General features: G+C 39.0%; 15 protein-coding genes and 1 pseudogene. All 16 read left to right on the top strand.

Annotation, left to right across the window (positions count from 1 at the left end; genetic code table 11):
• A pseudogene (locus tag ACSSV5_RS01140) lies at positions 1-278 on the top strand (IS1634 family transposase); the annotation flags it as partial.
• Positions 275-523: a hypothetical protein gene (locus ACSSV5_RS01135; RefSeq protein ID WP_454244434.1), complete on the top strand. Its 249-nt coding sequence runs from the start codon at positions 275-277 to the stop codon at positions 521-523. The pseudogene ACSSV5_RS01140 and the gene ACSSV5_RS01135, both read left to right, overlap by 4 nt.
• 74 nt (positions 524-597) lie before the next feature.
• Positions 598-993, top strand: coding sequence for a hypothetical protein (locus tag ACSSV5_RS01130; protein WP_454244433.1), 396 nt, complete (start codon positions 598-600; stop codon positions 991-993).
• Positions 994-1111: 118 nt separating this feature from the next.
• On the top strand, positions 1112-5545 hold the full coding sequence (locus ACSSV5_RS01125) for a CusA/CzcA family heavy metal efflux RND transporter (RefSeq protein WP_454244432.1): 4434 nt from the start codon (positions 1112-1114) through the stop codon (positions 5543-5545).
• 29 nt (positions 5546-5574) lie between these two features.
• A complete protein-coding gene (locus tag ACSSV5_RS01120) occupies positions 5575-6825 on the top strand; it encodes an efflux RND transporter periplasmic adaptor subunit (RefSeq protein ID WP_190324899.1) in 1251 nt (416 codons plus the stop codon).
• A gap of 96 nt (positions 6826-6921) precedes the next feature.
• Entirely contained in the window at positions 6922-7260 is a 339-nt protein-coding gene (locus tag ACSSV5_RS01115) for a P-II family nitrogen regulator (RefSeq protein WP_009778856.1), read from the top strand.
• A gap of 15 nt (positions 7261-7275) precedes the next feature.
• Positions 7276-7698, top strand: a complete 423-nt coding sequence (locus ACSSV5_RS01110; RefSeq protein WP_454244431.1) for a Fur family transcriptional regulator — start codon at positions 7276-7278, stop codon at positions 7696-7698.
• 44 nt (positions 7699-7742) lie between these two features.
• The gene (locus ACSSV5_RS01105; RefSeq protein WP_454244430.1) at positions 7743-8090 is read left to right on the top strand and encodes an STAS/SEC14 domain-containing protein; all 348 of its coding nucleotides are present in this window, start codon (positions 7743-7745) and stop codon (positions 8088-8090) included.
• A 3-nt stretch (positions 8091-8093) separates the two neighbouring features.
• Positions 8094-10619, top strand: a complete 2526-nt coding sequence (locus ACSSV5_RS01100) for a heavy metal translocating P-type ATPase (RefSeq protein ID WP_454244429.1) — start codon at positions 8094-8096, stop codon at positions 10617-10619.
• Between the two features lie 37 nt (positions 10620-10656).
• Positions 10657-11091 (top strand): Fur family transcriptional regulator, encoded by a 435-nt coding sequence (locus ACSSV5_RS01095; protein ID WP_211065207.1) that lies wholly within the window; start codon positions 10657-10659, stop codon positions 11089-11091.
• An 80-nt stretch (positions 11092-11171) separates the two neighbouring features.
• Positions 11172-12488, top strand: coding sequence for an APC family permease (locus ACSSV5_RS01090; protein ID WP_454244428.1), 1317 nt, complete (start codon positions 11172-11174; stop codon positions 12486-12488).
• Between the two features lie 9 nt (positions 12489-12497).
• Positions 12498-12674: a hypothetical protein gene (locus ACSSV5_RS01085; RefSeq protein WP_211065206.1), complete on the top strand. Its 177-nt coding sequence runs from the start codon at positions 12498-12500 to the stop codon at positions 12672-12674.
• A 23-nt stretch (positions 12675-12697) separates the two neighbouring features.
• On the top strand, positions 12698-13075 hold the full coding sequence (locus ACSSV5_RS01080; protein WP_211065205.1) for a SpoIIAA family protein: 378 nt from the start codon (positions 12698-12700) through the stop codon (positions 13073-13075).
• A 10-nt stretch (positions 13076-13085) separates the two neighbouring features.
• Positions 13086-13352, top strand: a complete 267-nt coding sequence (locus tag ACSSV5_RS01075) for a hypothetical protein (RefSeq protein ID WP_211065204.1) — start codon at positions 13086-13088, stop codon at positions 13350-13352.
• Between the two features lie 171 nt (positions 13353-13523).
• Positions 13524-14066 (top strand): hypothetical protein, encoded by a 543-nt coding sequence (locus ACSSV5_RS01070; protein WP_454244427.1) that lies wholly within the window; start codon positions 13524-13526, stop codon positions 14064-14066.
• A 32-nt stretch (positions 14067-14098) separates the two neighbouring features.
• Complete coding sequence (locus tag ACSSV5_RS01065) at positions 14099-16057, top strand: heavy metal translocating P-type ATPase (protein ID WP_454244426.1); 1959 nt, start codon at positions 14099-14101, stop codon at positions 16055-16057.
• Positions 16058-16231: the final 174 nt, after the last annotated feature.

Below are 16231 nucleotides of genomic sequence, written 5' to 3'. Positions count from 1 at the left end.
TAGCTAAGACAGACTTGAAAATAAGACCAATCTATCATAGAGTTCAGCGTAGGATTGAAGCTCACATTTGCATAGCTTTTGCAGCATATAAAATACACAAGGAACTAGAAAGGCAACTCAATGAAAAGAAATCTTCATTAAGTCCTGAGAAGGCTATCAACATAGCAAAAACAATTTATGCGGTAAAAATAAAACATCCAATAACAAAAGAGATAACTTATCTAACTCACATCAAAAGTGAAGAGCAGAAAAAAATTGCAAATCTATTCGATTTTTGATTTGGGTGTCCCAGCGACGAAAACAGGAAAAAGAAGTTTCCAAACGCAGGGCAGATGTTTTCTTTCGTTTGAAACAAGGCGAGTTTATAACTTTTGCTGATGGCAAAGATAAAAGAGTTCAATTTAAACTACAAACGATTAAAAGAGAAATACCAAATCCTCATCAACATTTTACAACCGATGAATTAAAGCTCAATTTTGAACGGATTTATAGAGAGGCAAAATCTATATTTAAGGTTAACTAAAATTAGTAAATAAAGAACAACCATAGTTTTTGCACAACCTGTGCATCGATTAATTTGTATCTTTGTCAAACTTTATGAAAATATTCTTTTCCATATCAATGTCTATTTTATTCTTTTTTCAGGGAATCAGCATTGATATGGACTTTTGTGGGCCAATTAAAGAAATTTCAAGCATTATTACCCATTATCAAGACCATAAAGTTTATGGAGACTCTTTCCTTGAATACGTAGTCGAAGATTACATTGACAATGATGCAAAAAATGAAGGGCATCATAATAACCCAGATAAGGAGAATACACCAGTTCATTCTCATCATCAATGTTGTCACCCTTTAGTGTTAATGATTGCGAACAACAATTCGGCTTTAACCAATCGACTAAAGTTTGAAGATAAAAAACAGTTTAACTTACATAAAGTAAACTTCACTTCCAGATATCTGGAATCGCTTTTCCAACCCCCTAAAGTATAATTCAGTTTTTTTAAGGATAGCTATATCCTAACGTGATGCTTCTCAAGATAGGCATTGCTATATAAATGCGTTGCACTTATTCGTAACGTAAGTTTTAAACTGAATTAATACATTTTCTATGATTAACAAAATCATTTCATTTTCCATTAATAATAAATTTATTATTGGACTACTTACCTTAGCGCTGATAGGGACGGGTATTTGGTCCATGATGACCGTCAACCTGGGATCGGTGCCAGATATTACTAACAACCAGGTTCAGGTGATCACCCAATCACCTAATCTTGCAACAGAAGATATTGAACAATTTGTAACCTATCCTGTAGAACTCTCAATGGGGAACCTGCCCGGGGTTACGGAAATACGATCTGTTTCCCGGTTTGGCCTTTCCGTGGTTACAATTGTTTTTGAGGACGATATGGGCATTTACAAACCCCGTCAACTGGTTCAGGAAAAACTAAACGAAGTCAGGGACCAAATACCTGAAAAATTTGGAAGTCCCGCTATGGGGCCCATTACTACAGGTTTGGGTGAGATTTATCAATATACGATAAAGCCCCAAAAAGAGTATGACACTGTTTATTCCCCTACGGAATTGCGTACCATCCAGGATTGGATCGTAAAGCGTCAAATGACCCTCGTCGAAGGTGTAGTAGAGGTAAATTCATTTGGGGGCTCTATAAAACAATATGAAATTGCCATTAATCCCGAAAAACTGAATGCGTTAAACGTTTCTATTTCCCAAGTCTTCGATGCCCTGCAAAAAAATAATGTTAATACAGGCGGTGCATATATAGAAAAAAATAATATGGCCAATTTTATCCGTGGTGAGGGTTTAATCAGGTCACTAGATGATATAAAATCTATTGTTATCAAGAATGAAAATGGAGTACCTGTAACAATTGGAGATGCAGCTGAAGAGGTCCAGTTTGGTAGCCAGGTACGCTATGGTGCTTTTACCCAGGACGGCCGTGAAGCTGTTGGCGGTATGGTGCTCATGTTGAAAGGTGCAAATCCTAATAAAGTAATTGCAAATGTTCAGGATCGTATGGAGACGGTAGAACAATCTTTGCCTGAAGGTTTATCAATAGAACCCTTCCTTGACAGAAGTGTTTTAATTGAAAGAACTACGAGTACCGTGACCCAGAATCTTCTGGAAGGTGCTTTAATCGTGATTTTTGCCCTGGTGATACTATTAGGTAGCTTAAGAGGTGGACTTATAACAGCGACTACCATTCCTTTATCACTTCTTTTTGCTTTTATATTAATGAAGCAATTTAATGTCTGGGCCAATCTAATGAGTTTGGGAGCTATTGACTTTGGAATTATTATAGACGGTGCTGTGATCATCATTGAGGGTACGGTATATGAAATACAAAAACGGATGCGTTCCGGCAAAATAAAATTTAATAAGGCTAAAATGGATGAAGTAGCCTATGATGCCGGAAGTACGATGATGGGTTCCGCCTTTTTTGGACAAATTATCATTCTTATCGTATTTGCGCCCATTCTTTTTCTAACGGGGGTAGAAGGGAAAATGTTTCGGCCAATGGCATTTACTTTTGGTTTTGCCATGATAGGTGCTATTTTCTTATGCCTTACCTATGTCCCTATGATGTCTGCTTTATTTATGAAACCAATTCAGAATAAAAAGAACTGGTTTGGAAAGTTTGAACGCTGGCTGGAAAAAGTTAGTGATAAAATTATTGGAGGGATTCAAAAAGGATACATGCCTTTATTAAAAGGAGCTTTAAGATTGAAGTTCATAGTATTGGGGTCTGCGGTTGTCTCACTTATAGTAGCCGGTTTTATCTTTTCCAGAATGGGAGGGGAATTTGTCCCTCAACTTGATGAAGGGGATATCGCCATGCAGGCGTTAATCAGGCCTGGAAGTGGGTTGAGTGAAACAATCGATGTTTCCACAAAAATAGAAGATATCCTTCTTGAGAATTTCCCGGAAGTAGAAACCGCCGTAGCGAGGATTGGGGTTGCCGATATCCCTACTGATCCAATGCCTATGGATATTGCCGATATGTTTATTGTATTAGAGAAGGATATGGATAATTGGACTTCGGCAAGTTCTAAAGAGGAATTGATAGAAAAGATCAAAGAGAAACTTAATGAAGAACTTACGGGAGTCAACCTGGTTTTTAGCCAGCCTGTAGAGCTTCGTTTTAATGAACTGCTTACCGGGGTCAGGGAAGATGTTGCGGTAAAATTATATGGCGAAGATTTAGACCTTCTTGCTGAAAAAGCTGATAAAATGGCTGAAATAATACAGACTATACCGGGCGTAGGAGATGTGAACCCTGAACGAACATCTGGTCTTCCACAAATGACGGTGCGGTTTAATCGTAAAAAAATTGCGCAATATGGATTGGACATTGAAAAGATTAACGATTATATAAGTGCAGCTTTTGCCGGAGGAACGGCCGGAGTGATCTTTGAAGGGGAAAAGCGGTTTGATATGGTAATACGTTTTGATGAGGCGCACCGCCAAAGCATTGATGATTTACGTACCCTCTATATAGATCTGCCGGATGGAACCCAGGTTCCGATTAAGGAAGTAGCTGATATTAGTTATGTACCGGGTCCTATGCAAATTTCCAGGGATAACACCTTTAGAAGAACCTATGTGGGAGTTAATGCCCGCGGGAGGGATGTGGAATCTGTGGTAAATGACATCCAGCAAAAATTGGATGAAGAGTTAGATTTACCTCCAGGATATTACATTACTTATGGTGGGGAGTTTGAAAACCTTCAAAGAGCAAAAGGGCGTTTACAAATAGTAGTGCCCATCGCTCTATTTCTGATATTCGTGCTTCTGTACTTTGCACTCCAATCTTTTTCCCAATCAATTATGATCTATATAGCCATTCCACTGGCGGCTATTGGAGGAATATTTGCTCTTTGGTTAAGAGATATGCCGTTTAGTATTTCAGCTGGTGTAGGCTTCATTGTATTGTTTGGGGTTGCCGTTTTAAACGGGCTGGTGCTTATTAACAGGTTTAATTCCTTAAAAGAAGAAGGGGTAACCAGTATAAAAGATAGAATTTTTACAGGAACCAAAGAACGAATACGTCCCATTATGTTAACAGCAACAACAGATATTTTTGGATTTCTGCCGATGGCTTTTTCATCGTCAGCAGGAGCTGAAGTACAACGACCCCTTGCTACGGTTGTTATTGGTGGCATGCTTACAGCTACCTTACTTACGCTGGTTGTTCTTCCTGTCCTTTATACATTTGTAGAGAAGAGACGAGAGAAAAAGGAACAGAACAAGCTTGGTTCTTCCAATTCACGATCTTTAGCCACAATTTTGATAATTGGCTTGATGTTAGGCGGAACCTTTTCCGTAAATGCACAATCTGATGAAATGTCATCGGAAAATCCAATACAGGATTCTTTACAAACTATTAGTTTGGAAGAGGCTAAAGAAATGGCAATCCAAAACTTTCCACAATTAAAAGCTGCCCAACTTGAAATTGAAAGTGAGGAAGTATTGCGTAAAACCGCCTATGATTTTGGGAATACCCAAATCTTTACAGGAAAAGAAGAGGTAGGAAATGGCTCTGATGGGATCTATACCCAAATTGGTGTTCAACAACAAGGCATAGATGTTTTTGGAATAGCTCCCCGTTTGAAATTACAGAAAGAAAGGGTGGCCCTTGCTGAAAATGCTTTAGAACTAAATACCTTAGAAGTGGAACGTGAAGTAAGCAGGGCCTGGGCTTCAGTTTATACAAGTAAAAAGAGGTATCGGGTATATAAGAAAATGGATTCAATTTTTGAAGACATTGAAAGAGCAGCACGAATCAGGTATGAAACAGAAGCTACCTCTAAACTGGAGTATCTTGCTACTTCAAATCAGGGGAATGAGGTGAAAATACAGTTAGAACAAGCTTATAGAGATTACCTGAAATCATTACAGCGTCTAAATTTATGGTTTGTTAGTGATACGATCTATGATGTACCAGATTTGCCTGTTGAAACTTTAGACGAACCTTTAAACTTTCTGGTAGAGTCGCTTGAAAATCATCCGTTGCTGCAGGTTTCGGAACAAAGGATAGATGTTGCCAAAGCGGTTACCAGAGAACGAAAATCTGAATTTTTGCCCAAATTTCAGGGTCAGTACGGTAGGCAGGAAATAGCCGGGCAATCGGGTTTCTTCCAATATCAAATAGGAATTCAAATTCCGCTGTTTTTTGGGCCGGAATTAGGCCGTACACAGGAAGCACAAGTAAATAGACAGATTGCAGAGCAAAACTTTTATCAGGATAAAATCGAACTGGAAACCGCCTATAAAAATATGCGTGAAGACTACATCAAATGGAGAAACTCATGGAATTATTATAGGGATGAAGCACTTCCGCTGGCCAAAGAGCAACAAGGTGGATCAGTGCTGGCCTTTAAGGAAGGCGCTATCGATTATGTGACATTTCTCCAAAATATAAGAGATGCCATTAGAATCGAGGTAAATGCCTGGAGTGCTTTTAACGATTATCTCGACAGCCGCTACCAACTGGAATATTACCTTAAGAATTCAAATTAAAAATTAAAAATTAAAATAAGAAAATCGATATGAATACAAGATCAATAAATATTCTAATGCTTGCCTTAACGCTCAGCATATTCTTTGGATGTAAAGAAAATCCTGCGGCAGGGGAAGATGCTTCCAGCGAAACTGCAACTACTAATACCGAAGAAGGTGAAAATCACGGTGAGGAAGGAGATGAAGAACACGGTGAAGAAGAAGGTGGGATGCGTTCGGTACATCTTTCAGAAATGAAATTCAATAGTCTGGGGATTAAAGTAGATACCTTGCCTAAAAAAGCTTTGTCGGGTATTGTGGAAGCCAATGGCCAGTTAGAAGTGCCGCCACAATATGAAGCTACCGTTACGGCAATTTTAGGCGGTAATATAACTTCTATAAAGGTTATTGAGGGGGATAAGGTAAATAAAGGTCAGGTGTTGGCTTATCTTTCTCACCCAAATTTAACCAGAATGCAGTCTGATTATATTAATGCATATAGTAGGATGCAATTTTTGGAAAAGGAATTTGAAAGACAGAAACGTTTATATGAAGCAGAGGTAGGATCTGGAAAATCTTTTCAACAAACCCAATCAGATTACCAGTCTGTACAAGGTGAAGTGCGGGGGTACGAATCGCAATTGCGCCAGTTAAACCTAAATGCTTCCCAGGTTAGAGACGGTGAATTATATGAATATATTCCGGTAGTAAGCCCAATTGGAGGTTATATTGAAAAAGTACTGGTACAGGTAGGACAATATGTAGACCCTCAGACCAGTATGTTTATGGTAGTTGATAATGAACATGTTCATGCCGATCTAATGGTTTTTGAAAAAGATATTTATAAGGTGAAAGAAGGCCAAAAGATTGCGTTTACACTGGAATCGGTTCCAGGCAGTAATTTAACCGGGGAAATTTATTCAGTGGGGAAACAATTTGAACAAAACCCCAAAGCGGTACATGTGCATGCAGAAATCGATAATAAAGAAGATTTTCTAATTCCGGGGATGTATATAAACGGAAAAATCAGGACCGGTGAAGAAGCTGTTCCTGCCTTACCGGAAGAAGCAATAATTGAAGAAGAAGGAAATCCCTACATCTTTACGGCCCAAAAACACCAGGAAGATGGTGAAACCGAATGGGAATTGAAACCAGTGCAGGTTAGAACGGGAATAAATGAAGATGGTTGGGTTGAAATTAAACTGCTGGAGCCTCTGCCTGAAGGTACGTTGGTTGCCTATAATAATGCCTATTATCTGGTTTCTGAAATGCAGAAAAGCCAGACTTCCCATGGTCATTAAATTAAAAAAATTAGATGGATGGACTCTCTGTTAAATGTTTATCTTAATTAAAATTCCAGAGGGTTCATCCTTAATACTAAAATTAATATTACAGCAATGAAAGAAATAAAAGCATTTATAAAACCGAAACGAGTTCAAAATGTAATTGAAGCTCTTAGTGAAAGCGGATTTAAAAGTATGACCCTTTCCCAGGGAGAAGGAACGGGGGCTTTTAAAGCAAAAGGCGCATCACCTTCTTTAGATTTCCGTGTAACAGACAGTCCGGTTGTAAAGTTAGAACTGGTATGTCAAAACGAAGAAGCACAATCAGCAATAGATATTATCCTTGAGAATGCAAAAACAACTGAACCCGGTGACGGAATAATTTATCTTTCCGATATTGAAGATGCCTTCCAGATAAAAACCGGGGAATCCATAAAGCGTTACGACCCCTAAATACTTTTATAGCAAATGGAAAAAATAGTAAAAAAGTTGGAAAGCAAAGGCATCCGCCCTACGGCAATGCGCTTGATGACCTATAGACGGCTGGCACAACTGAATGTGGCCGTTAGCTTAGGCGACCTTGGAAAGGATTTCGAAAGCTCGGAAAGGAGTACGCTTTTCCGTACTATGAAGACATTTGAAGAAAAAGGAATCGTGCATCAAATTGAGGATGGCACCGGCATCATTAAATATGCCCTGTGCGAAGACAATTGTGAATGTGAGGTGGGAAACGACCTTCACTTACATTTTCATTGCAACAATTGTAATGAAACGGTCTGTTTAACAGAGCATAAAATCCCTCACATCAACTTACCTGATGGTTATATTACCGAGGATATCAACTTGGTGGTAAAGGGTATTTGCGAAAAATGCAGTGGCAATTTGGATTAAACGTTTGGTTTTTAAATTCAATTATTATTTATAAATAGTGAGCAATGATATCAATCTATAAAAAAGAAGCTATTGTATATATGGTGGCAGAGAATAAGCTGGATGCCAAGGATTATGAAAACTTGATACCGGTCTTAACAGAACATATAACTGCATATCAGGAAGTTTCTTGGTATATTGAAATGAAAAATTTTGAAGGTTGGACGGCAGAGACATATTGTAAGGGAATTGAATTAGACCTTCCGAATGGAACGCATTTAAAGCGTGTTGCTTTGGTGGGTAGCGTTAAATGGCAGGAGCAATTTACCGAGGTATTGCTTCCTTTTTCAGAAGCTCATATAAAATTTTATAAGACCGAAGAAAAAGACGATGCCAAAGAGTGGATAAAATAAAAAATGGAAAAACTACAACTAAAAATACCGGTCATCCTTCCGCAAGTTCCTAACGAAAAAGATTCTTGTGTTGAAAGGCTTATTCAAAAACTACAAGCTAAAGAGGGCATCGAAAAAGTGCACATTACCGATGCAAACGGAGATGATGTGCCACAGCTCTGTTTTCATTATGACCCAGATATCATTTCCATTGACCACATTCAATCCCTCGCCGAAAGTACTGGTGCGGAGATTACCGAAAAGTACGGGCATTTGCTCATTGAAGTTAAAGGAATCAGACACACAAGGCAGGCTCGTTCCATAGAGAAAAGCCTTTTGGCAATCAATGGAGTTTTGGAAGCTTCCGTTTCAGGCTCTGGAATGGTACGACTTGAATTTGATAAAAAGCAAACAAATTTTGATGAAATAAGTAAACAAATTGAAAAAGAAGACCTTCAGATTCAGCGGAGTTCTTCAAACGAAAATGATTACACCAAAGCATCCAAAAAACAGGAGCGTTCAAAGAAGGAAGATACTAAAGAACAAACTTCCACAGAGGGCCACGAGCACACAGAGGGCGAGACCCACGAGGAAGGAGAAGAGCACGCCCACGGTGGTATTTTCGGTAAAAATACGGAGCTTATTTTTTCCATTATCTGTGGGGCACTTCTCGGGATAGGTTTCGGCCTTTCCTATGTAGAATCCATCCCAGATTGGGTCAGTCTTACTTTATACATTGGTGCTTACTTTTTCGGTGGTTTCTTTACGGCCAAGGAAGCAGTACAGACTGTCGCCAAAGGCGGTTTTGAAATTGACTTCTTAATGCTTGTTGCAGCCATTGGTGCAGCCATTCTGGGAGAATGGGCAGAAGGTGCATTGTTATTGTTCCTGTTTAGTTTGGGACACGCTCTTGAACATTATGCTATGGAGAAAGCCCGAAAATCTATCGCAGCACTGGCAGATTTGGCACCAAAAACAGCCTTGCTGAAAAAAGATGGCAAGACAGAAGAAGTCGGGATTGAAAAATTAAGTATAGGCGACATCATTGTGGTCAAGCCCAACAGTAAAATATCCGCAGATGGCGTCGTGGTCAATGGAAAAAGCAGTGTAAACCAGGCACCTATTACCGGGGAAAGTGTACCTGTGGACAAAATTCCCGTGGAAGATACTAGCAGGGACTATTCAGCAGACGATGATATCAAGGACGAAAACCGCGTTTTTGCCGGAACTATCAATGGTAATAATACTTTGGAAATTAAGGTAATCAAAGAAGCCAAAGACTCTACGCTGTTCCGACTGGTCAAACTCGTTAACGAGGCACAGACCCAAAAGTCGCCAACGCAATTGCTAACCGATAAATTCGAAAAATATTTTGTGCCTTCTGTACTTGTATTGGTAGGTCTTCTACTGTTGGCTTTTTTGGTCATCGACGAGCCATTTAGTGCCAGCTTTTATAGGGCGATGGCGGTATTGGTCGCAGCAAGTCCCTGTGCACTGGCCATTTCAACACCAAGTGCCGTATTGAGCGGTGTCGCAAGAGCGGCTCGTGGCGGGGTACTTATTAAAGGTGGGCGACCTCTGGAAGACTTGGGCGAATTGACCGCCCTTGCATTTGACAAAACAGGTACGCTTACCGAAGGCAAGCCCAAACTTACCGAAGTAGTACCATTAGGGGATATTGAAGAAAATGAACTGTTAAAGATAGCTGTTGCTGTTGAAAACTTGAGCGACCACCCTTTGGCCAAAGCCGTTGTAAGGGATGGGAAAGAGCGTCTGGAAGGCACTTCAGTACCCAATGCAACCGATTTGGAAGCGGTTCTCGGAAAAGGTATCAAAGCTTCTTTGGGCAAGGATAAAATCTATATTGGAAACCTTGACTTGTACGAAGACCTCGATGAAGCAAAACCATCCGAAGATATATCTAATAAAGTAAAAGAACTTGAAGGTGGTGGAAATACCACAATGCTTATAAGAAGGAACAAAGAATATATAGGTATCATCGCCCTGATGGATACCCCACGGGAAGCGGCCAAGGAAACACTTAAAAAATTAAAGGAAATCGGCATCAAACGGATGATAATGCTAACCGGGGATAATCAAAAGGTTGCCGATGCCGTTGCTAAAGAAATTGGGTTGACCGATGCCTGGGGAAGCCTGTTGCCGGAGGAAAAAGTTGATGCCATTAAAAAATTAAAAGAACAGGAATCCAAAGTCGCAATGGTAGGCGACGGTGTGAACGATGCCCCTGCAATGGCAAACAGCACCGTAGGAATCGCAATGGGTGCTGCGGGCAGTGATGTGGCATTGGAAACAGCTGACATTGCCCTAATGGCCGATAAACTGGAAACCCTGCCCTTTGCCATAGGTTTGAGCAGGAAGGCAAAGACCATTATCAAGCAAAACCTTTGGGTCAGCCTCGGTATTGTGGCATTGCTTATCCCATCGACCATTATGGGTTGGGCCAATATCGGTATTGCAGTGGTCATCCACGAAGGCTCAACGTTACTGGTGGTTTTTAATGCGTTAAGACTTTTGGCCTATAAAAAATAAATTTAATAAAAAGGGTTGCTTTTGAATCAAGGTTAAAATGACCAAAACGGAAAAAATATTATCATATCATGGTATTCGACCTACTCAAATGAGGAAGAAGATATACAAGTTCCTGAAAAGGAAACAAAGTGCTGTGTCCTTTTCCGATTTGAAAAAGGCCTTTGTTCAAAAGAGCGAAACCAATAAAACAGCAAACAGAACGACCTTTTATCGCAACCTAAAGATTTTTGAGAATAAAGGGTTGATTCATCAGATAAATGATGGTGTCGGAGTGTCAAAATATGCGATTTCTGATAAAAATGCCAGAAATAAATACGGTACAGATTTACATATGCACTTTCATTGTACCGAATGCAGAAAAACAATCTGTTTACCAAATAAAATATCGGAAGAAAGCCTGCCAGAAGATTATGAAGTGAACGATGTGAACTTGGTTTTGAAAGGAATATGTGAAAAATGCAGGAAAAAATAACAGCTGGGAGTACTTGAACCTTGAACCCTTGCGCCCAATGGTCCAGTTCAGGTTTCTTCCACCCTCTTTAACTAAAAAATATGGCAGAATTAAAAAAATCATTGGGAACACTTCGACTCACTTTTTATGGCGTTGGGACAATTGTTGGCGCAGGAATCTATACAGTAATCGGCGCAGCAGCTGGACAAGCGGGCACAGACCTTTGGTTGAGTTTTATTTTTGCAGCAATTGCGGCTAGTGTCTCTGCAATGTCCTATGCAGAGCTCTCCTCTACCTATCCCAATGCAGGTGCGGAATTTATTTTTGTACGCAAGGCATTTCCAAAAATTGATATTCCGTCTTTTCTCACGGGTTGGACGATTGCGTTTCATAGTTCGGCCACCATTGCAGCCGTGTTACTTGCCTTTTCGGGGTATTTCAATACGTTTTTTAATATGCCCTCTCTTCTAATAAGTTATGGCATTTTATTGGTGTTGTCATTAATTAGTATTACAGGCATCACAAAATCGTCGACAGCAAATATTATTATGGTCAGCATTCAACTTTTGGGATTGTTATTATTGATAGTATTCGGACTTTTGGAAACTGGTCCACCCAAAGCAGAATTTTTTAAAGTTGAATCGATTTCTGGAACTTTGGCGGCCACAGCCACACTGTTCTTTATCTATACTGGTTTTGAACATATGGCAGCTTTGGGTTCGGAAGTTAAAAACCCAGGGAAAACAATTCCTCGTGCCTTTTTATTGACAATGGTAATAACTACCATAATTTATTTATTTATTGCTTTTACGGTTTTGAATATTGCAGACCCTTCCGCCTTGGCAAACGTGGATTCGCCACTTTCTCTTGCAGCTTCCAATCTCAACAATTGGTTGCCTGTGGTATTGGCTATCGCTGCACTTTTTGCTACGGCTAATGCTGCTTTTAGTGGTATCATATCCATAAGTAGGTTGCTTTTTGGAATGGCCAGTGTGGGAGAACTTCCAAAGTTTATGACCAAAACCAATGCACAGAAAGTACCGTGGGTTACTACCATTGTAGTTATGGCAGCAGTTGCGGGATTTTTATTGTTGGGCGATATTAAGATTGTAGCGGGTATGTCTTCTTTAGGCGCTTTACTTGTTTTTGTTGCCGTAAATGTCGCACTTATCGTGCTTCGGTTTAAAGCACCAGAGCAAGAACGACCATTTAAAGTTCCTTTGGCTATAGGACGAGTGCCGATTTTACCCATTTTGGCGATACTTATAAGTCTATCATTGATAATCCAATTTAATTGGCAGGTTTATGCAGCGTTCGTAGGTGCTGTTATCGTGGGAATTGTGCTTGATTATTTTTTGGACAAAAAGTCAAAAGATGAAATAGACCCTGAAAAAGAAAAGGAACTTTTTAACCATTAAAATGAAGCTATGGACTGGATGTTTGAAGATTTTAAAACCGACCTAGATACCTTAAATCCTATAGTCCGAGAAAAAGCTCTGTCCATAGCTAAAGAACTAATTGAAAAAAAAGATATTTCAGCCAAAGAAGCTTTAACCCAAGGCATCATAAGGGCAGAAGAATGGTTTTACGATTTAGAAGGATAATAATTAATTAAAAATTATATAAAATGTTACAGATAATAGAGTTAAAAGAAAAAAAAATTGTTGCAACAAAAGCTTCGGGCAAATTGAGAAAAGAAGATATAGAAAAAATCCATCCACTTATCCACGCCATACTGGACAAAGGAATGAAAGTCCGGTGGTATTTTGAGATGGTCAACTTTACGGGTTGGGATTTACCTGGTTTATGGGAAGACCTAAAAATGGACACAGCCCACGCCACGGACTATGAAAAAATAGCAATGGTAGGAGATAAAAAATGGCAGGAATGGATAACCCAATTTATGAAGCCTTTTACGAACGCCGAAATTAAGTATTTCAATATAGACCAAAAGGACGATGCCAAAAATTGGATTGAGAGCCAGCCAGTAAGCATACTTCCGTAAAAGACAGACGATGAATAAAAAAAGCATTCTTATTACCATTTTAATTGGGTTTGCCATAGGTGTTTTTATCCTTCAACCTTTTGGGATAACAATTTTCACGTTTATCAGACAGAATTATGAAATTAATTGGTGGCAATATTTAATAAATAATTTCATTGAAATTTTGAATATCAATGGGAATCAAATTTTTGAGAATATTCTTTTCGGATTATTAGGTGCCACTGTTGCGCTGATGTATTATTTCGGTAAAAGAGAAAAGGATATAGATAATAAGTAGGGGGTAAATAGTTGTGTGAAAGAGTGAAATTTTTTATTTAAAATAAATTAAGTGAAAACTTAATTAATAGCAGGCAGCTTTTATGATGCTTCTTAAAGCAAAATGATTAATAGCATTAAAAGCACAAGTAGAAGCTGCTTTTTTTTAATTATACAATTAAAAATGGATATTATGAATTTTAAACATTGTATTTTAATAATCTTGTTGGTTAGTTATTATAAGGTAAACGCCCAAAAAATTTATACAACTGAAGAAGGTCATATTATGATGATGGCTTTGGTTGATGATAAACCCGTCAAGGCAGAAAGCCATAAACTCGCCTTATATCTTGATTATGATTCCAAAGGTGTTAAAGGTGTACTCGACCTTAAAACTTTATCAACAGATAGTCCTAAAATCAATGCCCTTTTAGAACAGCGGGAAGACCCTTTAATACTTCGGTTTACTGGCACTATTCCATCACAGGATTTTTTATCAAAACGGCACGACCCAATTAATTTTAATTGGTTGGTAACGGTTACGTACAAAGACAAAACCTATAAATCAGTCTTTAAAACGACTCTTAACCATTTTGACCAAGGAACAACCACTTCTTGTTTGATAAGTGCCAGAGGGCAGGTTTTGGTTCCAAATACTGGTTTGGATTCCTTAATAGAGGGAATCGATGAAACCATAGAGGTGCAGTTTGCGCAATTGGTATTGAGATTGGAATAACTACAAATTTAAATGAAATTATAATCGAAATTATGAAAAAAAAGAAATTGAATTTAAGAGATTTAAATAAAACTTCATCCGATAATCACAAGCGCAATGATGGCCACAACCATAGCAGTCCGGAAAGTATAGGGAAATTTAAAATTTATGTACCAGCAATTTTCAGCTTTGTAATGCTGATTATTGGTATTGCGATGGATTATTTTGACGTAGCTTTTTTTAAAGATTGGATACGTATTGTCTGGTATGCAGTCGCATATCTTCCAGTAGGTTTTCCTGTGATAATGGAAGGTTGGAACAGCATCAAAAATGGCGATTTTTTTACCGAGTTTTTATTGATGTCCATCGCAACCATAGGTGCATTCGCCATTGGCGAATATCCCGAAGGTGTGGCAGTAATGTTGTTTTATGCGGTAGGCGAATTGTTCCAAAGTGCCGCGGTTAAAAAAGCCAAGGGAAGCATCAAGGCATTACTGGATGTACGACCTAATGAAGCCTTGGTCTATAGGAACAACAATTATGTTTCTGTAAATCCCGAAATCGTTGCTATTGGCGAAAAAGTTCAAGTCCGTGTGGGCGAAAAAATCCCTTTGGATGGTGTTTTATTGTCCGAAAAAGGCTCATTCAATACAGCAGCTCTAACAGGCGAAAGCAAACCTGACACCATTGCAAAAGGAGAAAAAGTATTTGCAGGAAGCATCAATCTGGATGGCGTTATTGAAATTGAAACTACCAAAGAATTTAAGGATAGTTCCATTGCACGTATTCTCGATATGGTGCAAAACGCCACCGCTCGTAAATCAAAAACCGAATTGTTCATTAGAAAGTTCGCAAGAATCTATACACCAATCGTTGTCTTTCTTGCGATTGGATTGACGTTTATACCCTACATTTTTGTGGACGATTATGTCTTTAGCGATTGGTTGTATAGAGCCTTGATTTTCTTGGTTATTTCCTGTCCGTGTGCTTTGGTTATCTCAATTCCGTTGGGCTATTTTGGTGGATTGGGAGCAGCTTCAAAAAATGGTATTCTATTTAAAGGTGCATCATTTTTAGATGAAATGACAAAGGTAAACACCATTGTAATGGATAAAACAGGAACCGTGACAAAAGGTGTTTTCAAGATAAAGGAAATAAAAGCCATTGATTGGAAAGAACCTGAATTTATGAAATACCTGATGGCGATGGAAGAACAATCCACCCATCCCATTGCAAAAGCTATTATGGAATATAAAGCTGATGGCGAAGATTTTCAGGCATCCACAGTAACCGAAGTTGCAGGAAAAGGATTAAAAGGAACAGTAAACGGCAAAACCGTATTGATTGGGAATAAACCATTGATGATTTCAAACAATATCGAAGTTCCATCTGAAACTGATAACATTGTAGAATCCATCGTAATGGTTTCCATTGATGGTAAATTCGCTGGCTATGTCATCATTGCAGACGAATTGAAAGAAGATGCCCACGAAGCCATCAAGCAAATTAGAGAATCTGGAATTTCCAAAATCATAATGCTTTCTGGCGACAAGGATCCCATAACCCAACAAGTGGCAAAAGAAATGGGTGTGGATTGGGCAAAAGGCGGATTGTTGCCAGAAGACAAATTAGCCGAAGTGGAAAAACTGATGGCCGAAACCGACAACAAAGTTGCCTTTATAGGCGATGGCATCAACGATGCGCCAGTATTGGCAGCGAGCGATGTTGGGATAGCAATGGGCGGTTTGGGCAGCGATGCGGCAATAGAAACGGCGGATGTAATCATTCAGACAGACCAACCGAGCAAAATTGCAAAAGCTATTAAAATTGGTCGTTCAACACGTCGTATCGTTTGGCAAAATATAGGTTTAGCTTTTGGTGTGAAAGCAGTCGTATTGGTTTTGGGCGCAGGCGGTCTGGCGACGATGTGGGAGGCTGTTTTTGCAGATGTTGGAGTGGCATTGTTGGCGATTTTAAATGCTGTGCGATTGCAGAAGATGAAATGGAAATAACCAAAAGTAATGTATCAAAAACAGAGAAAAAAAACAAATAAGAGAGTTAGTAAATCATCGAATAACAAAATCACAAAAAAAGATAAGTTCAATAGGATTCTTGCAATAATCTTTGTGGTAATAACCGCGTTCCTATTATACTATTTTGTGCTAAAAGGGAATATTCATAAGCAT

This window comes from Psychroflexus sp. MBR-150, assembly GCF_053628795.1.
The sequence above is the reverse complement of the archived record's forward strand: the minus strand, read 5'-3'. Positions and strand labels throughout refer to the sequence as shown.